The following is a 26137-nucleotide window of genomic DNA, read 5'->3' as shown; positions in this document are numbered from 1 at the left end:
CGACCTTATTGGCAATACTGTGTGACTTTTCGACTGTAGAGGTGGAAAGGCTGACTATCTTAGCAAATCCGAAGGATTAAAGGCTAATCATCTCAAACTTCAGCTTAATTGCAGCATAAAAAAATGCCGCTACCAGGGAGTCGCGGCAAAATTGCATTAACTGCAAAGGGTGGGTAGAAGACTGACATCTTGGTTGGGAACCGTTGCAACATCAGCCTCTACGCCGGGAAGAGGGTAAAAGCTTTGGGAGTAGAAGGCTAAACTGCGCTCTATTTCATGCTTACTGGGCCATCGATTTTGTCGAAGTTAACATTGCCAGAGCCTGCGGCTAAGATAGTTAAGCCTTTAGTGTTAACGACATTAATATCACCTGAGCCATCAGTGATGGTCACCGCGCCTAGCACATTTGCAACGGCTATGCTTCCTGAACCATCATCGATAACAATATTGCCTTGAATATCAGTAACCTTAATGGCGCCAGAACCATCGACAATAGCGAGGTTGCCGCTCATTTGGCTGACGTCAATATCACCTGATCCATCATCAATACTGACATTGTGACCACCGTTGATAATGAGTTCGCCTGAACCGTCTTTCACATTAATATCGGCGGTTATTTTGCTGATCAATATGGCGCCTGAGCCGTCATCAATATCCAGTGTTAAATGTGCTGGCACTTGCAGTTTTATATCCATATAAGATGAGTTGTTAGTAAAACTGCTTTGCTCAAAAGTCGCTTTGAGCCTGGCTTTATTGGCCTTTTTCTCAAGGGTGAGAATGATTTTGCTGTCATCATTGGTATAAATATCGGCGATGAGTTTAATTTGGCTAAGGCCTTCTACACCGATGATCTCTAAGTTACCCGCGCCAGTTTCAGCAATCAGCCCTTGCAAGCCTTGGCTATCAAGCGTGAGTTCGCGTTGCTGGTGGTCTAAATCGGGCATGCCCGCGGCGTTGACATTAATAATGCAGCCAGTGAGTGATACACCTGCGGTAAAAACCAATATAAAGGCGAGGATGAATATAAATGGACGTAGCGGCATGTTAGCTTCCTTGTTTATCGGGCTCTCTATTTTCGGCAGAGAGTGACCTATCTTGTGATAGACAACGCATTGCATAGCCTATGCCAATATTTATATTTACTTATAATCAATGGCTTGAGTGTAAAGTGTCCGATGTTCGCTGTGCGGACATGTCCGCCACATGAGCGAATTACTCATAGATTAGTGAAATTGCTCATTTATTAAGTTAGTTTGAGTGCTAACCTCATGCTGAGCAAAAATGCAAAAGAACATCGACATACGAGAAGGGATACAAATGGATTATTTAACGACAAATAAGACCGCTTGGGATGCGCGCACTCGGGTACATTTAACCTCTGATTTTTATGATGTTGAAGGCTTTTTGAGCGGCAACACATCATTAAGGGAAATCGAGCTTAATGAGCTTGCGGTTGCAGGCAAAAGTTTGCTGCATCTGCAATGTCATTTTGGCTTAGATACCCTATCGTGGGCGCGAATGGGCGCTAAGGTTACAGGCGTTGATTTATCAGAGGTCGCGATTGTTGAAGCGCAAAAGTTGGCACAACGGACACAGTTGGCCGCCGAGTTTATTTGTAGCGATGTCTACAGTGTGGCGAGCAAGGTTGAGCCTCACGATATTGTGTTTACCTCCTATGGCGCGATTGTGTGGCTACCGGATTTAACGCTTTGGGCACAGACCATTGCACGCTGCTTAAAACCTGGCGGACAGTTTTATATGGCCGAGTTTCATCCTGCGCAGCAGTTGTTTGATGGTTATAGCTATTTTAATCGGGGTGAGCCAGATATTGAGCAAGAAGGCACCTATACCGAAAATGCTGGTGACGATCAGCAAACCTTAATGTGCTGGTCACACAGTTTATCCGAAGTGATCAATGCATTATTGCAGGCGGGCTTGGAGTTAGCGTTTTTCCACGAATTTGATTTTAGTCCCTATAACTGTTTCGCTGGATTAGAAGCACAAACCGATGGCCGTTATGTGTTAACACACCAAGGGCAGAATGTGCCCTTGGTGTATAGCATCAGTGCGCGTAAACCTGCTTAATCCTTAGCATTATTGATGGCTAAGATTAACGGCTGCGGTAAACTGGATACTTAAGGTATTGGTTATCGTAGTAGGGGCTGCGCTCATAGAACCAGCGCAGGCGTGCGTCGGGATCGGCGGCAAATTCTGGATTGGTCAGTGCTTTGTCGAACTCTGCCTGCAACTTAGGATCTTCTTTCAGCATTTTTGCTGCCAATGGCTCTACCGCATAATCTTCAATATATTCAGTGCGGGTAAAGATAGGATTAAAAAAGCCCCATTGCAGTAATGAGTCAGGTGATTGAGGTTCAAGCAATAACACCGCTAAATCACCTAAAGGTTGATCTGTGCTGACTTTAATGGTGCCTTCGGGCAAAACCGTGGTGAGTTTAGTTAACTCCGACACCACTTTTACCGTTTGACGACCTTCAAAATCCTTAGCACTAAACACTGGATGACTCAGTTGGTATTGCTGTAATTTCAACTCAGTGGGCTTTTTGAGTGCCGTCATGCGAATGCCATGTAGGTTCAGTCGATCAATGACCTGTGTCCACTGGGCAGGGATATAGTAAGCACTCGGGCGGGTGACCTTAAGATCGGGCACGGTTTCAGCCATCACAGGTAAGTTAGGGTAGAGTTTAGGTTCACCCGTCCAGCGCACGACATCGGCGCCACTAATAGGGCTTTTCTCAAGCTTGTAGTCTATGCCTTTAAAATCCCAACCTTTTTCTAATGGTGCTGATTTCCATGTGAGGGTGATCAGCGGTGAAGCGCGATATTTATCTTCCTGAATCGCGCTTTTCAGTTTAGTCGCTTGTTCACCCACGGTTTTTAGGGTTTGTTCTAGCATCACATAAGTGCCTAACACCCGTTGCTTAAAGGGTTTTAGGCTATGGTTTTCAACCAGAATGGTGGGTAAATGGCGTGCATCACCATAACCATTTGAAAAGCGTGGGCTTGGATTCCACAGCGACATACCTTTAGTGATATCGGCATTATCCACAGCAAAAATTAGCTGCCCAGGAATATGCCCTTGCTCGGTTAATGCCGCTTCAATGGCTGGTCTGTAGCTGTTTTCGAGCCAGCGGTAGCTGGCGGGGCTTAAGCCTTGGGCAAGGTTATAACCAAAAGTGACATCGTACTGATAGTCGATGCCATCGGTAACATGCACGTCGATATACAAATCAGGCTGCCAGACATTGATTGCGCGCAGCATATGTTGCATTTCTAAGGTATCGGCCTTGGCATAATCGCGGTTAAGGTTGAGATTATTCGCCGTAGTTCGCCAGCCCATATTCACTGGGCCACGTTGATTTACGCGATTAAATTCACCGCTGCGCTCATGGGCATCAACACTAAATATTGGCACAAACAGCAGGTTGGCTTTTTCGAGCAGGTCGCTTTTGTTGCCTTTGACTATATCCCGCAGCAACATCATACCCGCATCTTTACCATCGATTTCTCCCGCATGAATACCGGCTTGTACAAGAATCGTTGGCTTAGTATTTTGCTTAAGGCTTGCTGATTCACTTATCCCTTCACTGCTGGCGATATACATCCAAATATCGCGCCCTTGAGGGCTTTTACCTAAGCTTACTTTTTGTAAACTAGTGGTTTCAGCCGCCAATCTGTCGAGCCAAAGGATAGTGTCATCGTAACTTGGGCTTTCAATACCATTGCTTTGTTCAAATGGGGTAGCCCATTCGTTATCAATGCTTAGCATCAGGGCTTCGCTGGCACCATGCCATGTGATATTCGGCGGTAAAATAGCATCATTGACAAAGGTCTTGGCGCGCTCAGGGATAGGTGCTGGCTGAGTTCCTTCGGTGGCTCGGGCAGTATTTGCGGCCACATTTTCCTGAGTTTCTATTGTTTGTGTATTCTCAATGGCCTTTAAAGGGACGACTTCTTGGGGAGCCGAAGTGACAACGGTTTCAGGAGTGACAGTGTTAACCTCATTGGCAAAGCTGACATGATTGGCAGATAGGCAGGCAATGGCGATAACGGAGAGGGAAAATAAGCGCATGAAAAAGCCCATAAATCGAATTTTTATTAGGACGGTATCTTTTCATTAAACCCCCAGTGAATGCAAGGCCAACCAAGGGTTTATCTAAGGTTTAGCGCATTAGGAGAGTCATGCGCTAAGACCGATCCAATTTGGATTCTAATATTTAATTGTTAATTGCGCAGGTTGACTCTAATTGCTTTTAGCGGGCGGCTTGTTGTAGGCGCTATCGATAATACTGATATCTTCATATAGCGCTTCTACCGCGATGGCGAGTTGGTAAATAAGCCAGCTATAACCTGTAAGTGCAAATCCTTGTGGCGCTTGGTGTGATAAAGGCGTGATATCGGGAGAAGCCATTCCACTTGCCATCGGCAATGTCAGTTGTAACCTCTGTTGTAGTTGCAACTCTAGGTGTTCAGGTAATGTGGGTAACTGCGGTGTGTTACCTGCAATAAACTCAGCTAATTGTTGTAGGTAGAGCGCGAGCTCTGCGGCAATGCTATTGATTTGGTGGTAAGCGTCTTTATCTTCTTCCTGCCAGCGGGTTAAGGGCAAGAGTTCAAGTAAAGTGATTAAACGCACTTGTTTGTTGACTAATTGCGCCAATAACACCTTGTGTTTTTTGAGGGTTTTACTTTCCCATTCTAAGGAGAAAAATAACTTCTTTTGGGTGAGCACGGCTTTCATTGCGGCTTCGAGTTCGGTGCGAAAATCTAAGCTATGGTTGGCGGGAGCCTTTAAATGTTTGGTCAACACATTTGCCATATTCTCAATGGCATGAGTGAGTTGCGATCGCCAATCTTGCTTGGCTTGTATAGGGAAAATAAACAGAGAGACTAAAATAGCAATGACACAGCCAGAGAGAATATTGGCGGTGCGCCATAGGGCTTCGGAAGTATCATGGTTGGCATCACCCACAACAATAATGATGGTAAATCCTGCCACTAAATAGGCATAGCTATAACGTCCTGCTGAGATAAAACAGATAAGACTCACCGCCAAGATAAGTAGACTCATCATTAGCCAATAGCTATCAACTGTTGCAACTAACATCACTCCATAAGCTGAGCCTAAACAGGTTCCAATAGCCCGCTGTAAGGATTTTTCTATTGCGCCGCCGACCTGCGGTAAGCTCATCATAATGATCACTATCGTGACCATACTCCAAATAAAATGCGGTGGCGCCCAAATGGCATTAATGGTGACAGCAATCAGCAGTGCTAAGCCCAGTTTGAGGGCGTGGATAGAGCGAAAATGGCGATAGATAAAGTCGGCAAAGGGTGTGGCTGGGGCAAATACAGACATAATACAAAACTCCTTTGTCACTTTAATTTGGGCCTAGTATCGCAGAAAAGTATGGTCAACAGCGGTTATGTGGCGATAAGAAATGTAAATTGCGAGATTTAGCAGCTTGAGTTTAGTCGTGGTGATGTGAGGGATCACATTGAGGCTGAGATATTTGAATTAAGTCGTTTTGACTCGCGCCTGTTTAACCAGTATAAGAGCTTGAATAAGCACTGCTTATTCAAGCCCGTATTCTATGTCAGCTAAAGCACGTTAGCTAAAGCTGCGTCCGTTATCTGCTTCAACTTCGCCCTCAGTATATTTATCCATGACTAAGGCACATGCCGCGTCACCTGTGATATTGAGCGCGGTGCGGATCATGTCAAACACTCTGTCTAAGGCAAATAGCAAAGGTAAGCCATCGATAGGAATGCCGGCGGCTAATAGCACTGCCACCACTAAGAAGGATGGGCCAGGCACACCTGCTTGACCTATTGCGCCTAAAGTGGAGGTAAAAATAATAGCAGCATAGGCGGTTATCGACAGGTCGACGTTATACATTTGGGCGAAAAACATGGCCACTAAACCATAATAAATCGCATTACCGCTCATATTAATGGTGGCACCTAAGGGCAGTACAAAGGCTGTTGTTGCCTTAGAGACTTTAAGATCTACCTCGCAGGTTTCCATATTCACAGGCAGAGTTGCCATTGAGGAGGCGGTTGATAATGCCATTACCTGAGGTTTTTTCATGGCCGAAATAAACTGTAATGCAGACACTCTTGAGAAGAGTTGCACGACTAACGGGAAGAAGATAAAACCGTAGATCAAAATTGCTGCCACAAACACAGCGAATAACTTAAATACCACTTCTAGCGCATCGAAACCGAAGGTGCCTACAGAGTCAGCCATCAAACCAAATACACCAATAGGCGCAATGATCATCACGCAGTTAATCATCCATACAAAGGCATCAACAACTGTGTTTAGCGCGGCCAAAATCGGTTTAGCTCCATCACCTTTAACCTTAGTGAGCGCAATACCGAAGAAGATACTAAAGACTAGGATTTGTAAGATGTTACCGCCGTTCAGCGACTCAAACACATTGGTTGGGATCATGCCGATAAAGGTATCCATTACCCCTGGTAATGCGCCTTGCTCCTTAGTGACTTCCATCAAACCTGTGCTGCTGTGGGCAGTAAAATCAACCCCAGCACCGGGCTTAAATAGATTACCCATCACGAGAGCAAGCACCACAGCAAAGCCTGAAGTCACAATAAAGAAACCGAATGTGCCAACGCCAATCTTACCCGCCGATGGGCTATCGCCTAAACTGGCGGCGCCGCTAATGATAGAAACTAACACCAATGGGATGACGAGCATTTTGACTAAGTGGATAAAAATGGTACCCAGTGGTGCAAACACGCTCGCACTGTCGCCCATGATAAAACCCACTAGTGCGCCTAACATCATGGCAATAACCACTTGCACACCAATATTGCCCAATAAACTCTTGTTTTTCACTATGGCTAAACTCCGCTGTTGCCGTGATTTTTTGTGTCATACCCAGACGGTTGAACTTGATGATTCAACCTTAGCGATAAAGGCGCATTCTGTGTTAAAGGTTCGCTTTGTATTAAAGGCAAACCTCCCGACACTCTTTTTTTGTACGACTAAAGTACCATAACTGGAACGTTTCGGTTTGTGAAACATTACCTGTGTTGGTTTTAAAATAACCAACATTTACATCAAACCAGCCTTAAATAAATAATGTGCAATTTTTGGCGGTTAAAAATTGCAATAGTTTATTTTGAGCTAATATTTTAGCGGGTGGATTACAGAATGCGAATTTTGCAGTGTTTTAAACTGCTACCTTTTAATCTTAATCAGAAACACCATAAATGGCTTCTTACTTGGTGAGCAACACCTGGTAGAGTGAAGGTCAATTGCATTAACTCGCCTTAGCTTATTGAATATATTACTCTGCAAAACCAGCAATGATTTTCTTTCCTTTTTCCCCACCCCAATGATCCGCTAGAAGGTATTGGGGCGTTACGACATGAGTGGAGGGGATAAAGGTCAATTTATAAAATACCTCCTCCCCCTCACAAACTTCGTAATATACCGAATAGAGTTCATCATTAAGTGGTAAATAAATCTTAAATTTTTCAGCGGCTGATGCGACTTCCAGTTGATCTTTGTCAACGACATAAAAAGGGGCAAGGATGCAGCGTTGGCAAGCTGGGTCCATCTTGAACTCATGGCATATAGACAAAATAACATTTGCCCCAAATGCGCCCTCCACAATAGGATCAAATAATAAATAATCTCTATGCAGAAGTGCGCCTTGGGTAATATTGCCACGCCCCCATTGACTCAAATCTTCATTAAACTCCCTAGAGCGCACAATAATCTGACTATGCGAGATTAAGAGATCCACTGTCTGGGTACTATCCACTTGCATAATGAACCTCAAATTATGGTAAAGCAGGGAAAGTGAGTGAACTGCCAATACCTAACGGTAAGCCTAATGCCCAATATCCCAGCAAGAAACCGCTCCATAGCAATAGAAAACTGATTGAAAACGGTAACATGAGCGCCACTAGGGTACCTATGCCCGATTCCTTAACGTATTTTTGGCAGAACACCACAATCAATGGAAAGTAAGGCATTAGCGGTGTGATGATATTGGTTGATGAATCGCCCACTCGATAAGCGGCTTGAGTCAAATCGGGTGATACGCCTAGTTCCATTAACATTGGCACCATAATGGCACCAATAAGCGCCCATTTCGCCGATGCGGAGCCCACTAATAGATTGACTAACGCGGTGAGAAATACAATGCCGACTAGCGTAACCCCCATAGGAAGGGCTAACTCTTTTAATGCCAATGCGCCTTTAATCGCCATTAACGCCCCTAAATTGGATTGGCCGAAAGCATAAATAAATTGCGCACAGAAAAAGGCCATAACGATGTAATAACCCATGCCACTCATGGATTTGCTCATACCTTGAATAATGGCTCTGTGATTATTAGCCGTACCTGCGGCATAGCCATACACTATGCCGGGGATGAGGAAGAACACAAAAATAATCGCCACAATTGACCGCATTAAAGGCGCTGAAGCACTGGTGAGTGCCCCGTCTTCACCACGCCAAGCGGAGTGATCTCCGTAGGCGGTTAATACTAGGGCTAAAGCACAAAACAACATGGAAGCCATGGCAAATCTCAGCCCGCGGCGCTCATGGGGCTGAAGTTCATCTAGGGTTGGGAGTGTCGTTGGATCGCCATTCACTGTGGTGTTTTTCAGGCGTGGTTCGATGATTTTATCGGTAATGAACCAGCCAACTAAGATAATTAAGAGGGCTGACGCTGAGGTAAAGAAGATGTTATTCAGTGGGTTAATGGTGAGATCTGCGGCAGCGGGATCGGCCGATAATCTTGCAGCCGCTTGCGTTAACCCCGCTAACATAGGATCAAGACTCGATGGCACTCCAACCGTTGCCGAAAAACCACCAGATACGCCCGCAAACGCCGCGGCAATCCCCGCCAAGGGATGACGGCCTGCGGCATAAAAAATCACCGCACCGAGCGGGATAACGAGCACATAACCTGCATCCACTGCAACATGGCTCAGAATTCCCACGGCGATCAGTACCGGAGTCAGCAACATTTTTGGGGTAACAGATAAAATGGAACGCAGCCCAGCATTAATAAAGCCCGTATGCTCAGCAACACCAAGGCCGAGCATAGCAACCAGCACAACACCTAGCGGCGGGAAGGTCACAAAGGTCGACACCATCGTTGATGTAAAAGCGGTTAATGCCGCGCCATCTAACATATTGACAATTTGAATGGGGTTGCCACTACGGGGATCGATCTCATCAAAACTGACGCCAGATAACCACCAAGAGATCAGCCAGACCAAGCCTAAAAACATGGCAAATAATACGGCGGGATCGGGAAGTTTATTTCCTACAGTTTCTACCGTATTGAGAAATCGCTGGAATCCGGTGGCAGATTTATGATTAACCATATGGGCGCCTTATTGCTCTAAATAATGATGGTTGATATTCGTTCTAAATAAGAAACCGTGATTAGTTACTTTAGGTTTTAGGTTTCGTTAATAGTATTAATGCTTAAAGTTTAGAGTGTTACAGCATTAATGCTATTGCTAATTTAGTGCGGCTACATTATCACGATTGTATCTTCAGGGTCTATGGTGGTTAGGATTGGCAATTAAGTAGGTAAATTATCTTAGAAGTTTATTTTATTGTTAGCGAATACGGCTGTCATTACCGTGTCATCCGTTCGACTTATATTCTGGCTTCGATTTGATGAATATAAAGAGGTTATTCGTGCGTAAAGTGATCAAGCTTAATATGGTTTTATTGTCTTCTCTAATGGTGTTATCTGGTTGTAATTCAGACTCAGAAGACACTCACCCGACACCTATTGAACCCACGGGGCGTTGGTTAAAGGGTGACTTGCATGTGCATACCGCTGTTTCGCAGGATGCCCGCGAAACCCAGTCTGATATTTTGAAGTGGGCGTTTGATGACTTCAATTTAGACTATGTCGCATTATCCAATCACATGCGCGATAACAGCCAAGATAATGATGATAATGATTTGGGTGGGTTACTTTTTTACGATGCACTTGTTCAGTATGAAAATCCTGGCCTTAAGGCCTCTATGTCTAAATACGCCGGCAAACTGGCCTACTCGAGTTTCGAGTGGGATATGCCTACCCATGAGCATTTTAATATCGGTATTCTCGGCGATGAGTCTGAAGTTCTTGCGGCGATTAAGACGTTCGAATATCGATTTAGTAGTAAAAATAGTATTGAAGACTTTAATGCTAAAGATGTTGCCGCTTGGGAGGCTGCGGGTGACACCCGTCAAAATCAGACTCACCAAGATGCCATCGCTGCCTTGACGTGGCTAGAGACTCACTATCCTGATAGTAGCTATGGCATGTTAAATCATCCTCGTCGCTATTTAACCAGCTATACCATTAAAGATGTCAGGGAGTTGAATGATGCAGCACCCAATGTGTTCTTTTTAGTTGAAGGTTTGGTTGGTGGACAATTTAGCGGTAATCGGGGTGATTATGCTGAGCGCAGTAGCGGTGTCTATGGCGGAGTCGATCCTGTGGTAGCGCAAGTCGGCGGTTGGTGGGATGCGTTGTTAGGTGAAGGTCGCCAGATATGGAATATGGGTAATTCTGATATCCACTTTAAAACGCGCCCACCTTATGCAAGCAGCTATTATCCCGGTGAATATGCTAAAAGTTACACTTGGGTCGATGGTAATGATACTAAAGCCCTCTTGGACGGTTTGCGTTCTGGGAATAGCTTTTCAGTATTTGGTGATCTGATCGATGCCTTGGATTTTAGGCTTGAAAGTAGTCATCATAGCGCCACTATGGGGCAAACTTTGGTGGCGAAAGCGGGAGATAAGTTAACTCTGACTATTCGCTTTAAAAGCCCCACAATGAATAATAAAGAATCAGATATCGGTAATGAAATTTATGCGGGAGTTAACCCTGGTGTGCATCATATCGACTTGATTGCGGGTAATGTGGGGCCGCGTGCTGAAGCGGGGACAACGGCATATGAAAAGGAAACTAACGATTCAACCTTAGTGGTTAAGACTTTTACCAGTGCTGATTGGCAAAAAGATGCCGATGGATACTACAGCATGAGTTACAGCTTTATTGCTGATAAGCATCAATATTTCCGTTTACGTGGTACTAATCTAGATTACAACCAAGTTAATCTCACGGAAAAAGGCAATCCCTTAAAGTCTGCTGTAATTAATAAAGAAGATGATGAATCTGTTCAGGCTTGGTATAACAAAATTAATGATCGTAACTATGATGATCTGTGGTTTTATTCCAATCCTGTGTTTGTCAATACGGGCAAATAAGCCTCTTTAACGGTGATTAAATAACCTGAGTGGGATCATAAAAATCCCCCAAGCGATAATCACTTGGGGGATTTTTATTAGCGAGATACCGTTATTAACTTATTGGTGCAGCTTCTTTCTTTAACTGACGAGAGTAAATTAATAGATAAAGTGCGGGCAGCACAAAGAGCGACAGGATTGGTGCTGTGACCATACCACCGACCATAGGTGCGGCGATTTTTTGCATCACATCGTTACCCGAACCCGCGCCCCACATAATGGGCAGTAGGCCAAAAAAGATAGTGGCGACTGTCATCGCTTTGGGGCGAATACGCATAACAGCACCTTCAATTAAAGCTTCTTTGAGATCGGTAACTGTATGGTAGTTATTCTTCTCTTGCCTGTGCTTAATGGCATTATTAAGGTAAATCAGCATGATTACCCCAAACTCAGCGGCAACGCCCGCCAACGCAATCATACCGACTGCGACGGCGACTGAGATGTTGTAATCCAGTAGATACAATAGCCAAGTGCTGCCGACCAGCGCGAATGGGAGGCTGAGCATGATAATACTCGCCTGCAAAGTAGAGCCAAATGTCATCATCAACAGGATGAATATCACACCTAAGGCCATAGGGATCACTTGCTTCAGTTTTGCATCTACCCGTTGCATATATTCATACTGGCCTGCGAAGGTATAGCTGTAGCGCGGGGGCACTTTAAGTTCGGCAGTTAATGCTTGCTTGGCAGTAGTAATATATTCGCCGATAGACGTGCCTTCAATATCGATAAACACCCAAGAGATTAAGCGACCATTTTCACTGGTGAGCATAGGTGCGCCATCGGTGATTTCGATATCCGCTAAATTTCGCAGTGGCAGGTAATTTCCCGATTTAGTGATCACAGGGAGTTCACGTAGCTTCTCAATATTATCGCGTAGCTCACGGGGATAACGTAGGTTGATGGGATAACGCTCAGCCCCTTGTATCGATTCACCAATATCCATACCGCCAATGGCGTAACGTACTACATCTTGAATATCCTGCAATGACATACCGTAACGTGCAGCCACATCGAGTTTTGGGGTGATATCGATATAACGCCCGCCGCCACTGCGTTCGGCATAGGCCGACTTAGTGTGTGGCACTCTACTGAGAATGGCCTCTATTTCTGCTCCTAGGCTTTGTAGTTCGTTCACATCGGCGCCGGTGATCTTAATGCCAACGGGGGTTTTTATCCCAGTCGAGAGCATATCGATACGGGTTTTGATGGGTTGAACCCAAGCATTCGTGATACCCGGCACTTTCACCGTTTGTTGCAGTTGAGCGATGATGCCATCTAAGGTCATACCCTCGCGCCATTCTTCATGGGGTTTAAGCATGATGGTGGTTTCGAGCATAGTTAACGGCGCGGGATCGGTCGCAGTCTCGGCGCGGCCCACCTTACCAAATACGCGGGCGACTTCGGGGACGGTTTTAATCAAACGATCGGTTTGCTGTAACACTTCGGCGGCTTTGCCCGCACTGAGTCCTGGTAACGTGGTTGGCATATAGAGTAAATCGCCTTCTTCTAACTCGGGCATAAACTCACTGCCCATGCGCGTCATCGGATACCAAGCGCTGACTAAGGCAATCAACGCTAATGCTAAGGTGATTTTAGGAAACCTAAGTACCAGATTAAGCGATGGCTTATATAAAGCGATCAGCACGCGACTGATGGGATTTTTATGCTCACTCGGAATTTTTCCCCGAATAAAATAGCCCATTAAGACTGGCACTAATGTGATTGCTAATAATGCGGAAGCGGCCATAGCAAAGGATTTGGTATAGGCCAGCGGCGCAAATAAACGGCCTTCCTGTGCTTCGAGTGCAAACACAGGCACAAAACTTAAGGTAATAATAATTAAAGAGAAAAATAGTGCAGGGCCAACCTCAATCGAGGCTTCGGTGACGATCCGCCAGTGTTCTTTGGTATCGGGTTCTCGGTTGTGTTCTGTGTGAAACTGCTCCAAATGTTTGTGCAGGTTTTCAATCATCACAATTGCGCCGTCCACCACCGCGCCAATGGCAATCGCGATACCCCCAAGACTCATAATGTTGGCATTGACCCCCATCTTATTCATTACGATAAAGGCAATCAGGATTGAAAGCGGCAGGGTAATGATGGCGACTAAGGTTGAGCGTGCATGCAGTAAAAACAGCAGACAGACCAGCCCTACGACCAGCATCTCTTCGACAACTTTGCTGAACAGGTTATCAACGGATTTTAGAATGAGTTGCGATCTGTCGTAGGTGGGGATGATTTCAACCCCATCGGGTAAACCAGCTTTCAGTTCTTCAAGCTTAGCTTTTACGGCATCAATCGTGGATAAAGCATTTTCGCCGTAACGCATCACAATAATGCCGCCTACGACTTCACCTTCACCATCGAGTTCGGCTATACCGCGGCGTGAGGCCGGGCCTTTGCGCACGGTGGCGACATCCTTGAGTAATAGACCCGTGCCAGAAGGACTGGTGATGCCTAATGGAATTTCGCGGAAATCCTCAAGGGTTTGACGATAGCCTTTGGCGCGCACCATATACTCGGCTTCAGCCATCTCAATGACCGAGCCACCCGCTTCGCTATTAGATTTTTCTATCGCATCTTTAATGCTGGCGATATCCAGTTTATAGATCGCCATTTTGTCGGGTTCGAGCACAATCTGATAGGTCTGCTCCATGCCACCGACGGTTGCGACTTCAGACACGCCAGCCACGCTTTGTAGCTCTAATTTAAGATACCAGTCCTGCAGGCTTTTGAGCTGTGATAAATCTAAACTGCCGGAGCGATCGACCAACGCATATTCAAACACCCAACCCACACCTGAGGCATCGGGGCCAAGGGACGGTTGTACGCCTTGGGGTAAACGGCTACTGATCTGACTTAAGTATTCTAATACCCGTGAGCGCGCCCAGTAGATATCTGTGCCATCTTCGAAAATCACATAGACATAGGAGTCGCCGAACATGGAATAGCCACGTACCGTTTTGGCGCCGGGTACAGCTAACATGGCGGTAGATAAAGGATAAGTGACTTGTTCTTCTACCAATTTAGGCGCTTGCCCAGGATAGGACGTTTTAATAATCACTTGCACATCCGACAGATCGGGCAATGCATCGAGTGGCGTTTTACGCAACTCTTGTACGCCCCAAACAGTGATCATGATGGCAATGATCAACACCATAAGTCGTTGTCTGATGGAGGCTTCGATAATGTACTTTAACATGATGCGCTCCTAGTGCTGATGACCGCTGCTTAAACGCATTAAGCTGCCCTTGAGGCTGGCTTCGGAGTCGAGTAAAAATTGCCCTGAGATCACCACGCGCTCGCCCTCGGTTAAGCCCGAGACAATCTCAGCTTTACCTTGACTCATCATGCCGACGGTCACGACTTTAGCGGCAAAACTATTGTCGTCTTGTTTGACTATCACGCGATTCTCTTTACCCGTTTGAATTAAGGCTTCCTGTGGGATCACTAGCGTATCTTTATTGGGGCCGCCAAAAAGCGAGACCTTAGCGAGGGTTTTAGGTCTAAGGGAAACATGGGTGTTATTGAGCACAACACGCACTCGCAAGCTACGCGTGACAGGATCAAGTTCCGGATAGATATAATCTATAGTGCCTTTTATCCCGCTTAAGTTCATGGCGGGCACCGCCACTTCGGCCTGTTGTCCTTTGATTATCCAGCTTTGCTCGTTTTCAAACACATCGGCAATCACCCAAACCTTAGAGAGGTCAACTAACGACATCACCTCGGTGGATGGCTCAATATACATACCATCGCGGATAGACAGTGTTTCGACTACACCATCCTGTTGTGCATAAAAGGGTACCCGATATTGGGTTTGGCGCGAATTAGCTAATTGCTTGATTTGTTGCTCGTTAAATCCAAGGAATGACAGCCTTAAACCTGCTCTACGAACAAGATCTTGATATCTTTGGTTGCCCGACGTTTTGGCGGTATCTAAGGCAAGCAGATAATCATCCTGAGCATTGACTAAATCGGGTGAATAGATTTCATAGAGTAGCTGCCCTTTTTTGACTGTGTCTCCCATGGACTTTACCATCAGTTTTTCAACCCAACCCGTTACTCGAGCATGGATATGCGTTATTTGGCTTTCATCGTAATCCACTTGTCCAACGGTTTCGACAAATTTCCACAGTGTGTCGCGTTCAACCTTGGCGACTTTGAGTGCCAGCGCTTGCTGCATACTGCCGGAAACATTGATATTGATTTCTTGGGTATTGCCGCCCGTTTCGACTTTTTCTAAATTCATACCGCAGATAGGGCACGTACCGGGCACATCGCTGATGATGTGGGCATGCATAGGGCAAATGTATTTAGTTGTTGTTTCTTCGCTGGTTTTTTTAACGAGATTGTTAGCCTTAGAGGTTGGTGTGTCGAACACTTGACTTGCCGCTTTCGTGGTCGAGGTGTGCGCATGGTCTGTCGCTAAGTGATCTGTATGTTGATGTTCAGCATGTGGATCTGCTGAATTAGTATCGGTGCCTTCCTTTTCAACTAAAAACATATTGCACTTAGGGCAGCGGCCGGGTTCATGGCTGAGCACTTCCGGATGCATTGGACAAGTGTAAGTTTTTACTTGGTTTAGTTCGGTACTTTTCGGTGAATGATCTGTGGTCCCAGCTGTACCCGATGCGAAAACCTTTTCACTCGATAGTTGAGCATGGCTTAACGGTAATCCCAGCAGTAAGCTGCTTAGGATTAGTACGGCATTGGGTGCCTGCTTTTTTACGGTTTTAAATGGATTCATATGCCTCATCTCCAGCAAAGCTTAGTGGTGTTTGTGGGCGTTTTTCACCGCACCTTCAGCTGGTTTTGCTTCTGCTGCCTTTGGTTCTAAGTTCATACCACATTGAGGGCAAGTGTCCTCTTTGCCGCCTGTCACGTCAGGGTGCATAGGGCAAACATGGGTATGGGCTTGTTCCTGTGGATTGGCATTGCCGTGATGATGTTCGTGCGGCGTGGTCGTCGCAAATGAGTTTGTGCTCATTACCAATAATGCAATTAAGACAAGATTAGTTAATATTTTCATATAGTTCACTCCATCGGATTTACGGCCGAATATAAGCGCATCACATGATAGTGAACGTCAGCATTCTTGGTGGTTAACATGCCAAGATTGATGATTGCTCAGTTATACAAGTTGCAGTGCTTGGATGCCTAGGTTGACGATAAGGCACCACAATAAACGGCGAAATTGGGTGTTAGCTGTGGGCTAACCGAATTCTCGTTTTAGCTTAACTTTTACTCAGGGCTGATCAGCCCATTTAGGGCAAAGTAGGGCTAGGCTATCGGTGGTTTAAAGGCCGAAGACAAAGAGATAGAGTGGAAATGAGGCATAGGAGTGGCCATTGCAGTATCGCTTATGCTCACACTTGGCCAGAGGTGTGGGCTGAATAGAGTGCCAGCAACTGAAATCGTCAAACAATGACCACAATCATTTGAGCATGATGTGGTGCCATCACAGCAATGCTGTTGTTCGCCGGGAAGCGTTTCATCGTTACAGCAATCCGCGTTGGCGATTGAATGGGCGTCAGAAGTGTTCTCTGTGTTCATTTGCATCATTGCAGCATGATCCATTCCGTGGCTTGGCATCTTATGGTTCATCGCACTCATATCCATAGTGTGTGGCACCATGGCGTGACCATTAGACACGACACTTTGCCCGACGAGTGCGAGTAAAGTGAAGATGACAAATAGATAACGACTAAGAGTTTGATGCATAAGTATTCCAAATAATGAACGGCTCGATTCTAGCACAGAGGGATTCTGCTGCAATGCGTTAACTCACATTTCAGGGAATGACAAGACCTCATATTTATCTCAATGAGATACCCATTGGCTATCAATGGAGAACAGTTTTGCCAACATTAATATTGGTTTATGTCATATCAGGGAATTAACAAAGTGTGCTATCGATCACAATTTCACATTATGAAAATAACTTTGTAAAAAGGTAGGTTTGTTTTTGCAAATATTCGATAACTTGCGATTGTTTGATGATTGCATTAGCTTTAGTTGAAGTGCATAAATGCTCTGCTATAGGTCTGTTTTGACCAATTATTGTCCTGATAGTTAGAGCTATGTCTCATTTTGCGCTTTTAAGTTTAATTTAATCGATAGATTTAGGCTTAGAATCAAATTTCTAATAAGTGAAATAGCATAAACTAGACTTATAAAAACTAATTTTGGCAATTTTGGAGATAGAGTAATGAACTGGCGTGCACTATTTAAACCTAGCGCAAAATATTCAATTCTGGCGCTGATGGTCGTCGGTATTGTTATCGGCGTAGTGGGTTATTTCGCAACCCAACAAACCTTACATGCGACAAGTACGGATCAGTTCTGTATGTCCTGTCACAGCAACCATTCACTTAAGGATGAAGTTCTTGCATCTGCCCATGGTGGTGGTCGTGCGGGTGTGACCGTTCAATGTCAAGACTGTCACTTACCACATGGCCCTGTAGATTATTTGATCAAAAAAATCATTGTATCTAAAGACTTATATGGTTTCTTAACGATTGATGGCTTTAACACTCAAGCTTGGTTAGATGAAAACCGTAAAGAGCAAGCCGATCTAGCACTTAAGTATTTCCGCAGTAATGACTCCGCTAACTGTCAACACTGCCATACTCGCATTTATGAAAACCAGCCAGAAACTATGAAGCCTATGGCTGTCAGAATGCACACTAATAACTTTAAGAAAGATCCAGAAGCCAGAAAAACCTGTGTTGACTGCCATAAAGGTGTAGCTCACCCATATCCAAAAGGATAATAGGTTTTTAGCGATTCATTCTTGAACTAAAAAGCCCTCTTTTGAGGGCTTTTTGCTGTCTGGAGCTAATTGAGTTAACTCGCTTGAGTCATCACTCGCTGACGATAAACTAACAGGCTAAAAATCCCGAAGATAAAGACTTGCAGATAGTCTGTTTTACGAAGTGGCAGTAAGTTCTTAAACAGCATATGGAAGATGGCCACTTGAAAGCAGTGCATCATGCAGGTAATGCCAAAAATAATATTTAAAACAATGGCGACATTACCGTCAAATGGCATGATGAGGTTATAGAACATCATCAGCCAAGCCACTAATGTAATCGTTTTGCCTAAGTTAATCAGCAAGGACATGGTTTTCCTCTTTTATCTCAGCAGTGTCTGCTTGTTGGTATTGATATAAACGGTAGCTCACTTGCCCTGCATTCTTTTCTTTTAAGGCATGCCAGCGGGAAGGGATGGCGAGTTGCGTTAATTCAGACTCGATCTCGACATAAATCAAGGCACCATCATTGAGCCAACCTTGAGTATCTAGCAATTGAATCGTCTTTTCTGCCAATCCCTTACGAAAGGGGGGATCGATAAACACGACATCGAAACCTTGCTCACAGCTCCTTTGCAACACCACTAGAGTGTCGGCATTGAGCACTTCGGCATTATCGCATTTAAGGGTTTGGAGATTTTCTCTCAATTGTATGGCAGCGCCGCGTTGTAACTCGATAATTTGGGCAAAACTGGCATAGCGAGATAAGGCTTCAAGGGCTAAGGCGCCGCTGCCGCCGAAACAATCGAGTACACGTGCATTGACTATGTCATTGGCCAGCCAGTTAAAGAGTGTTTCGCGAACTCTGTCAGTCGTTGGGCGTAAACCTTCGAGATCTTGGATAGGTAGACGACGCGAGCGCCATTGGCCTGCAATGATCCGCACTTGTCCACTGCCGGGTTTATTTTTGGCGGTTTGACCCTTGGTCACATTATTTTTGACCGTTCGATGATTAACCAAAGTGCCCCCGTGATTTTGCCTGAAGAAAGAAAGTGGTAGACTGTGCCACCTTAATAAAGGCCGCTATTTTATATCAAAGTCTCACTAAAAGGTGAGAAGGCTAAGTGAGCTTAGCTAATTGCCGACTTTTTGGGCGTAATTGCTAAGGCAATCTGGTATAACATCAGGGTCTTATTCAAAATTCAATATTGCAGTAGAGCGTTGGAATCACACATGGCAAAGAAAGGTTTTTTCTCTTGGTTTCGTAAAGATAAGTCACAAGATGAGGTCGTCGCAGAAACGCCAGTTGTTACTCCAACACAAGATACTGCTGATGCAACAGAGCGTTTAGCACAGCAGGAACAAGCTGAGGTGCAACTGGCTATAGAGGTCGAAGCTCACGCTCATGCTGAAAAACAGGCCGCGGAACAATTAACTGCCGAACAAGCACAGGCAAAAGCCGAAGCAGAGCAGTTTGCCGTAGAGCACGCTCGAATTGAAGCGCTGGACTTCGCTAAACAGCAAGCCGAAGCAACACGTTTGGCCACAGAACAACTCAGGGCCGAAAAACATGCAGCTGAGGCCTTAGCCGTCGCACAGTTAGCAGCAGAGCAACGCATCGTAGAACAATTGGCAGCACAGCAGTTAGCGGCCGAGAAAGCCGCTGCAGAGCAACTAGCTCAAGCTGAAACTGCACAAGCTATTGAGCCCGCGGTCGAATTACAACCAGAGCCGCAGGAAAGACCCGTTAAGGAAGGATTATTTGCTCGCCTGAAACGCGGCTTGATGCGTACCAGCGAGAATATTGGCAGTGGTTTTATCGGCCTATTTCGCGGCAAGAAAATTGACGATGATCTGTTTGAAGAACTCGAAGAACAATTATTAATCGCCGACGTTGGCGTCGAAACTACCACGCGATTAATCAATAAGTTGACTGAACATGCCTCACGTAAGCAGCTTAAAGATGCTGAGGCACTATATGATTTACTGCGTGATGAGTTGCAAAAAACACTCGATCCCGTCGCTATTCCGTTAGTGCCCAATAATGCCAATGGCCCATTTGTTATCTTAATGGTTGGCGTCAATGGTGTGGGTAAAACTACTACTATCGGTAAGTTGGCTAAACAATATCAAAGCCAAGGTAAGTCTGTGATGTTAGCCGCCGGTGATACCTTCCGCGCGGCAGCTGTCGAGCAATTACAGGTTTGGGGACAACGCAACGATATTACCGTCGTCGCCCAGCATACAGGTGCAGACAGTGCCTCTGTATTGTTCGATGCACTGCAAGCCGCTAAAGCGCGTAAAGTCGATGTGTTGATTGCTGACACAGCGGGTCGCTTACAAAATAAAGCCCATTTGATGGAAGAACTAAAGAAAGTGGTTCGGGTGATGAAGAAGCTCGACCCAGAAGCGCCGCACGAGGTCATGCTAACATTGGATGCGAGTACAGGCCAAAATGCGATAAGCCAAGCACAGTTATTCCAAGAAGCCGTAGGTGTTACAGGGCTTACTATCAGTAAGTTAGATGGAACCGCAAAGGGTGGTGTGGTATTTGCGATTGCCGACAAGTTTAATATTCCGATCCGTTACATAGGTGTCGGTGAGCAAATTGATGATTTGCGGACTTTTAATTCAAAAGAATTTATCGATGCCTTGTTCACTCAAGAAAAAGCGGATAACTAATTTATGATTGATTTTCAGCAGGTCAGTAAGATTTATCCTGGCGGCCAGATGGCGCTGGAAGATGTGAATTTTCATCTACAACAAGGTGAAATGGCATTTTTAACCGGCCATTCTGGTGCAGGCAAAAGTACGCTGTTGAAATTGATCACTGTTATCGAGAGGGCGACAACGGGGCGCGTGGCGATTAACGGCCATGATATTGCCAAAATTAGTGCGAAGCATGTGCCTTATTTACGTCGCAATATCGGGATGATTTTTCAAAGCCATCATCTGTTGATGGACCGTAGTGTGTTCGACAACGTAGCCTTACCGCTGGTGATAGAAGGTTTCTCCCATGGCGAAATTCGTAAGCGGGTGGCTGGTGCACTCGACATGGTCGGTTTATATGGTAAAGAGCGGCATAACCCGATTATGTTGTCCGGCGGTGAACAGCAACGTGTAGGTATCGCCCGTGCGATTGTAAACAAGCCACCATTGCTACTTGCCGATGAACCTACAGGCAACTTAGATCCTAAATTATCGATGGATATTCTCCGTCTATTTGAAACCTTCAATGACGCGGGCACGAGTGTGTTAATCGCTACCCATGATCTGGGACTGATTGCACGAATGAAGTACCGCACTTTCACCCTAAAACAAGGTCGAATGTTAGGCTCACAGGAACTTCACCACAGCGTACATACTCGCAGTAAACCGACTGTTAAAGGTGATGGCCAATGAGCAATACAGCTAAATTAACGCGCAGTAAGTTACCGCTTTCTGGTCGGATAGTGATGTTTTTTATTCGCCATGTGCAGCAGGCAATGGCGAGTATGGGCGAACTGTGGCGTAATCCTGTATCTTCGGTAATGACCATGGCGGTGCTGGGCGTAAGCTTAAGTTTGCCCGCCGCGCTGCAAGTCTTAGTCAAGAATGCTGAAACGATTACAAGTTCATGGAACAGTGCCGCGGAGATATCATTATTTATTGATGAAAACCGCAGTGACCAAACGATTCAAAGTTTGCTGACACGTATTCGTCTTTATTCTGAGGTGGACAAAGTCCAGTACATCGATCGCAACCAAGCGTTGGAGGAGTTTCAGCGTCTATCAGGCTTTGGTGAAGCGCTGGCCTATCTTGATAAAAACCCTCTGCCAGCCGTGATAACGGTAACCCCCACACCGAGATACTCCACGCCTATAGGTGCACGTGAGCTATTAACTAAGTTAGAGCGTGAACCTGAAATTAGCTTTGGACGTTTAGATATTGAATGGCTTGAGCGTTTACAGGCGGTAGTGCGCTTGCTTGAGCGCACTGTGATGGCGATTGCGGCTTTACTGGTATTGGCTGTTGTGCTGGTCATAGGCAACACAATTCGTCTAGCGATTATGAACCGCCGTACCGAAATAGAAGTGATGAAATTAGTGGGGGCAACCGAGTCTTTTATCCAAAGACCCTTCCTTTATACTGGTATTTGGTATGGGGTGATTGGTGGAATATTAGCTTGGATTATCATTAATTTACTTGTTTTGTATCTTGACTCCGCCCTTGCTGAGTTATTGGGTTTGTACGGTAGTCAACTTGAAATGAAATCACTCACTTTATTAGAGTTACTACAATTGGTGGGGTTAGCATCCTTCCTAGGCTGGTTGGGTTCGTATTTATCCGTCCGACAACACCTACGGGCAATAGAACCCTCTTAGTTCATTAGCATTAAAGTGAATAGGTAAAACCTTTACGATGAACTTTTGTTCACTTGCAATGTCTATTCAACGGGGTTAAAAGTAACGCCTTAGATGAGCAGAAGTAACCCCCAAGACGAGCCAAGGTTGACATACTCTGTCAATTAGCCGATAGTTCGTCAGCCTATTCTTGAGGTGTTTTGCTATAATCCAAGATGGCAATCGACTTATATTTGATAAGTATTTAGTAAGAAAAGTAGGAGCGCGAATGACCTTTCAAACGCAATCAATGGCACTGACAGTCCCACAGGGCAGTAGTAGTCTAGAGGCTTATATCCATTCAGTGACTAGCATCAGTATGCTGGACGCTGAGGCTGAGTATGAGTTAGCCAAGCGTTTGCAGGAAACGGGTGATCTGCAAGCAGCGAAGCAACTGATTATGTCGCATTTACGCTTTGTTGTGCATGTTGCAAAAGGCTATTCAGGTTACGGTCTGCCACAGGCGGATTTGATCCAAGAAGGCAATATCGGTCTAATGAAAGCAGTAAAACGCTTCGATCCCGATGTTGGCGTACGTCTGGTGTCCTTTGCTGTGCACTGGATCAAAGCAGAAATTCATGAATATGTGCTGAAAAACTGGCGCATTGTTAAAGTCGCCACCACGAAAGCACAACGTAAGTTGTTCTTTAACATCCGTAAAGCGAAAAAACGCTTAGGTTGGTTTAGCGATGAAGAAGTCACTATGGTGGCTGAAAATTTAGGTGTATCTAAAGCTGATGTGACCGAAATGGAATCACGTATGGCAGCCCAAGATCCCGCGTTTGATTTGACCAGTGATAATGATGATGAACAGGATTTTTCCCCAGTTCATTATCTTGAAGATCATTCGTCAGATTTAGCCGAAAACATCGAAAACGACAACTGGGAATCCAATGCCCAAGGTCGTTTATTATCGGCCATCAAAACCTTAGACGAACGTAGCCAGCATATTCTGCGCGCCCGTTGGTTAGATGACGATAAAACCACACTGCAGGAATTGGCCGAAACCTATCAAGTCTCGGCTGAGCGTATTCGCCAGTTAGAGAAAAACGCCATGAACAAGCTTAAGGCCTGTATGGAAGCCTAACTAGGCTGCAATTTATGTCGATGTTAGAAACAAAAAACCTGCTTCGGCAGGTTTTTTTGTGGCAGAAATTCGTATCTATAGATTATTGAACAAAGTGAGCGATCAGGGCTTTTCTATTCACTTTTAGCCCCATTTGTTCGCTATCTTCAGGCCATGGGTAATAGTGGCGTGGGCGTTTGAAGCGGGCAATTTTGTCGACGAGAAAGGGTTCGAGTTCAGTTGCGATTGTGGTCATATCTTCGGTGATTTTTCCGCGTACAATCGCGGCGGGGAGATGGCCAAATTGTGCGTCAGGCTCAGCAAAGACGATAGCATCGTCAATGAGAGGATGTTGTTTTAGTGCCGCTTCAATTTCTTCTGGCTGAATGTTCTCACCGCCACAGATAAACATATTATCGACGCGGCCAAGGATATGCAGATTACCATTGGCATCCCACTCGCCCCTGTCTTTGGTATAAAACCAACCGTCGGTATCGAGTGGTTTTTCGATTCCCTTATCCGTGAGATAACCCATAAATAAGCATTCGCCCCTAACCCAAATCACACCGTCTGCTATTTTAAGCTCACGTTTGGGGAGTAGTTTGCCACTGCTGCCGTCACTTAAGGCCGAGCCTGTGGTGATCTGCGAGCCCATTTCTGTCATGCCGTAACTGGTAAAACTCGCAATATTGCGTAATTTAAGCTGGTTAAGTAAATCTGTAGAAATAGCGCCGCCGCCGAGTAGCAATGCTTTGATACTTTCAAGCTTCCCATTTTCGTCGCTCAGTAGCTTGATAAGTTGTGCGGGCACTAAAGAAACATGGGTGAGTTTATCACGCGTTATCTGCTGATTTAGGCTGATAACGGGATCTGGCATGGCTACACTGGCACCAACTAAGGCACAGCGATTCAGGATGGCAAGGCCACCGATATGAAATAACGGTAGAGAGAGTAACCAAGCGTCTCCCTTTTCTAAAGGGATGACACAGCGCGCACCTTCGGCATTGGCAATATGATTGGCTAAGCAATGCACCGCCGCTTTAGGAAAACCACTTGAGCCAGAGGTTAAAATCACATTGCTTGGGCGCGTAAAATCTATTGATTTTGCGGACTGAGTACTCAGAAGATTAAACTGCAGTTCTAAGGGGCTGCAATGTCGCAATGCGGAGTCAGGTGTTGGGCTCCAATAATAGCCCACTTGATGGGTATCAATGAGAGCTTGTACTTGCGTGGTGGGGAAGCGTGGCGAAATTGGGAAAAATATCGCACCAATATCGATACAGGCCCAATATAGGCAGATCATTTCAAGGTTATTAATAGAAATACAGGCAACGGGATTGCCTTCCTTTATACCCAATGCCGTTAATTGCTCACCAAGGGCGATAACCTGTTGGCTTAGCGTCTGATAATTGATGCTTTTTCCAGCTAGCGTGATGGCTGTTTGTTGTGGAAAATCCCTTGCAGCTTGGTGTAAGGGGGATATGGCGGTAGGGGTAAAAGACACGCTACTCCCCCTTCGCTTCTGCCAATTCATTATCGGTATTGGTTTTTGCGTGGGTAGTATGCTGCGCGATAAGTTCAAGCTGTGAGAGTGTTAGGCATTGGGTTTTACCCGATGACACAATTAAATCTTGGCTAAAGGCGTTTAAGGTATCCAGACCCGGGGTTTCATCGGGTGTGAGGATTGTCGCTAAATGTGCTAAATCACGGATACCTAAACTGCTTTCAAGGCTGGAGCTTAAAATGCAACGCACGCCATGGTTTTGTGCGATATCGATTAACTGAGATAGTTTTTCGAGGCTACCGAGTAACATTGGCTTAATAATGATTGCCGCGAGTCCCTTATGCATCTCAAATTGATATTCAGGATCATTTAGCGATTCATCCAAGGCAAAGGGCAGCCCTATGGCTTGATAAAATGCAGGGTTATCCCGTGGGTTATGGCAAGGTTCTTCGATATATTCGATAGCCTCTAATGGCAAGCAGGCGGCAAATGTGATGGCTTGTTCCAAGCTAAAACCGCGGTTTGCATCCAAACGTAATTTGATGTCCGGCCGTGTACTTAAAATACCATAAATTAAACTTAGCTCATCTTCGATAGAGGTCTGTGCGACTTTGACTTTTACGGAGCGAACATCCTTGCCCAGATGGGCAATTTTGTTCGCAAGCAGAGCCTTACTGGCATCGGTTGGATGATAAATCAAAGGCACAGTGCTGTTTTGCGGCCTTACCGTCGCGAGTTTTCCCATTAATTTAGCATGCAGCAGACTTAAGCCGAATGCTAATGAGGGATAAGGCGTTTGCTCGGAAAAGTCGATAAGTTTATCGATGTGTTGCCCACTAAGCTGAGGTAATAACGCTGTTAATGCACTTCGTACTTGGGCGAGGTTTTCGCGGCTAAATCCTAAAATATCGTGCTGCTCAATATCAATACCTGAGAGCGGGGCAATGTCCACTTCAACCTGTGTATCTCTATCGTTAGCACTGGCAAAGGCTTGCAAGACTAACCCTGCTCTGTGATCGATTCGTTGCTTACCAACGGGGAGTAATACCTCAAGTGGCAGTCGATATTGATACAAGCTAAGCGAAGTTAAGATCATAGGTTT

21 protein-coding genes are annotated in these 26137 nt (G+C 45.4%); 7 read left to right on the top strand and 14 right to left on the bottom strand.

The genetic code is table 11. The annotated features are described in order from the left end of the window. Window positions 1–269: 269 nt before the first annotated feature. Entirely contained in the window at window positions 270–1043 is a 774-nt protein-coding gene (locus tag MZ182_RS19605; RefSeq protein WP_011918337.1) for a hypothetical protein, read from the bottom strand. Window positions 1044–1317: 274 nt separating this feature from the next. Here MZ182_RS19605 and MZ182_RS19600 point away from each other — a divergent pair, with 274 nt between their 5' ends. After that, window positions 1318–2085 (top strand): class I SAM-dependent methyltransferase, encoded by a 768-nt coding sequence (locus MZ182_RS19600; protein ID WP_011918338.1) that lies wholly within the window; start codon window positions 1318–1320, stop codon window positions 2083–2085. Between the two features lie 25 nt (window positions 2086–2110). On the opposite strand, the gene MZ182_RS19595 is transcribed toward MZ182_RS19600, so the two are convergent. From MZ182_RS19595 to MZ182_RS19575, 5 genes are all read right to left on the bottom strand, one after another. Continuing rightward, window positions 2111–4090, bottom strand: coding sequence for a M14 family metallopeptidase (locus tag MZ182_RS19595; RefSeq protein ID WP_248066741.1), 1980 nt, complete (start codon window positions 4088–4090; stop codon window positions 2111–2113). Between the two features lie 171 nt (window positions 4091–4261). Further along, window positions 4262–5377, bottom strand: coding sequence for an FUSC family protein (locus tag MZ182_RS19590; protein ID WP_011918340.1), 1116 nt, complete (start codon window positions 5375–5377; stop codon window positions 4262–4264). A gap of 252 nt (window positions 5378–5629) precedes the next feature. Beyond that, window positions 5630–6880 (bottom strand): dicarboxylate/amino acid:cation symporter, encoded by a 1251-nt coding sequence (locus MZ182_RS19585; RefSeq protein ID WP_011791151.1) that lies wholly within the window; start codon window positions 6878–6880, stop codon window positions 5630–5632. A 454-nt stretch (window positions 6881–7334) separates the two neighbouring features. Beyond that, window positions 7335–7820 (bottom strand): competence protein ComJ, encoded by a 486-nt coding sequence (gene comJ / locus MZ182_RS19580; protein ID WP_011791150.1) that lies wholly within the window; start codon window positions 7818–7820, stop codon window positions 7335–7337. A gap of 13 nt (window positions 7821–7833) precedes the next feature. Then, window positions 7834–9393, bottom strand: coding sequence for an AbgT family transporter (locus MZ182_RS19575; RefSeq protein ID WP_248066739.1), 1560 nt, complete (start codon window positions 9391–9393; stop codon window positions 7834–7836). A gap of 322 nt (window positions 9394–9715) precedes the next feature. Here MZ182_RS19575 and MZ182_RS19570 point away from each other — a divergent pair, with 322 nt between their 5' ends. After that, window positions 9716–11287 carry a hypothetical protein gene (locus MZ182_RS19570; protein WP_248066738.1) on the top strand — a complete coding sequence of 524 codons (1572 nt, stop codon included), beginning with the start codon at window positions 9716–9718 and terminating at the stop codon, window positions 11285–11287. A gap of 94 nt (window positions 11288–11381) precedes the next feature. Here MZ182_RS19570 and MZ182_RS19565 read toward each other — a convergent pair whose 3' ends face one another. From MZ182_RS19565 to MZ182_RS19550, 4 genes are all read right to left on the bottom strand, one after another. Then, window positions 11382–14531: an efflux RND transporter permease subunit gene (locus MZ182_RS19565; protein ID WP_248066736.1), complete on the bottom strand. Its 3150-nt coding sequence runs from the start codon at window positions 14529–14531 to the stop codon at window positions 11382–11384. Between the two features lie 9 nt (window positions 14532–14540). Then, window positions 14541–16079 carry an efflux RND transporter periplasmic adaptor subunit gene (locus tag MZ182_RS19560; RefSeq protein WP_248066734.1) on the bottom strand — a complete coding sequence of 513 codons (1539 nt, stop codon included), beginning with the start codon at window positions 16077–16079 and terminating at the stop codon, window positions 14541–14543. Between the two features lie 21 nt (window positions 16080–16100). Further along, window positions 16101–16361 (bottom strand): heavy metal-binding domain-containing protein, encoded by a 261-nt coding sequence (locus tag MZ182_RS19555; protein WP_011791145.1) that lies wholly within the window; start codon window positions 16359–16361, stop codon window positions 16101–16103. Window positions 16362–16612: 251 nt separating this feature from the next. Next, window positions 16613–17053: a hypothetical protein gene (locus MZ182_RS19550; RefSeq protein ID WP_011791144.1), complete on the bottom strand. Its 441-nt coding sequence runs from the start codon at window positions 17051–17053 to the stop codon at window positions 16613–16615. 487 nt (window positions 17054–17540) lie between these two features. Here MZ182_RS19550 and cymA point away from each other — a divergent pair, with 487 nt between their 5' ends. Next, entirely contained in the window at window positions 17541–18104 is a 564-nt protein-coding gene (gene cymA, locus MZ182_RS19545) for a NapC/NirT family cytochrome c CymA (protein ID WP_011791143.1), read from the top strand. A gap of 74 nt (window positions 18105–18178) precedes the next feature. Here cymA and MZ182_RS19540 read toward each other — a convergent pair whose 3' ends face one another. Together MZ182_RS19540 and rsmD are read right to left on the bottom strand one after the other, a co-directional pair. Beyond that, a complete protein-coding gene (locus MZ182_RS19540) occupies window positions 18179–18454 on the bottom strand; it encodes a DUF1145 domain-containing protein (protein ID WP_248066731.1) in 276 nt (91 codons plus the stop codon). After that, a complete protein-coding gene (rsmD, locus tag MZ182_RS19535) occupies window positions 18438–19103 on the bottom strand; it encodes a 16S rRNA (guanine(966)-N(2))-methyltransferase RsmD (RefSeq protein ID WP_248066728.1) in 666 nt (221 codons plus the stop codon). Before rsmD ends, MZ182_RS19540 begins: the two co-directional genes overlap by 17 nt. A 213-nt stretch (window positions 19104–19316) precedes the next feature. On the opposite strand from rsmD, the gene ftsY reads away from it, so the two are divergent. The 4 genes from ftsY to rpoH all read left to right on the top strand — a co-directional run bounded on the left by ftsY (window position 19317) and on the right by rpoH (window position 23552). Then, a complete protein-coding gene (gene ftsY / locus MZ182_RS19530) occupies window positions 19317–20765 on the top strand; it encodes a signal recognition particle-docking protein FtsY (RefSeq protein WP_248066725.1) in 1449 nt (482 codons plus the stop codon). A 3-nt stretch (window positions 20766–20768) separates the two neighbouring features. Then, complete coding sequence (ftsE, locus tag MZ182_RS19525; protein WP_011791139.1) at window positions 20769–21485, top strand: cell division ATP-binding protein FtsE; 717 nt, start codon at window positions 20769–20771, stop codon at window positions 21483–21485. Further along, complete coding sequence (gene ftsX, locus MZ182_RS19520) at window positions 21482–22447, top strand: permease-like cell division protein FtsX (RefSeq protein WP_011791138.1); 966 nt, start codon at window positions 21482–21484, stop codon at window positions 22445–22447. Before ftsE ends, ftsX begins: the two co-directional genes overlap by 4 nt. A 247-nt stretch (window positions 22448–22694) precedes the next feature. Next, the gene (gene rpoH / locus MZ182_RS19515; RefSeq protein WP_248066721.1) at window positions 22695–23552 is read left to right on the top strand and encodes an RNA polymerase sigma factor RpoH; all 858 of its coding nucleotides are present in this window, start codon (window positions 22695–22697) and stop codon (window positions 23550–23552) included. Window positions 23553–23634: 82 nt separating this feature from the next. On the opposite strand, the gene menE is transcribed toward rpoH, so the two are convergent. Together menE and menC are read right to left on the bottom strand one after the other, a co-directional pair. Continuing rightward, entirely contained in the window at window positions 23635–25065 is a 1431-nt protein-coding gene (gene menE, locus MZ182_RS19510) for an o-succinylbenzoate--CoA ligase (RefSeq protein WP_411028076.1), read from the bottom strand. Continuing rightward, window positions 25037–26131 (bottom strand): o-succinylbenzoate synthase, encoded by a 1095-nt coding sequence (gene menC / locus MZ182_RS19505; protein WP_248066716.1) that lies wholly within the window; start codon window positions 26129–26131, stop codon window positions 25037–25039. The genes menE and menC overlap by 29 nt, the downstream gene beginning before the upstream one ends. Window positions 26132–26137 lie beyond the last annotated feature (6 nt).

The organism is Shewanella sp. JNE2, assembly GCF_023159115.1.
Classification (GTDB): domain Bacteria; phylum Pseudomonadota; class Gammaproteobacteria; order Enterobacterales; family Shewanellaceae; genus Shewanella; species Shewanella putrefaciens.
Note: the sequence above shows the minus strand (reverse complement) of the source record. Positions and strands in the feature narration are given on the sequence as shown.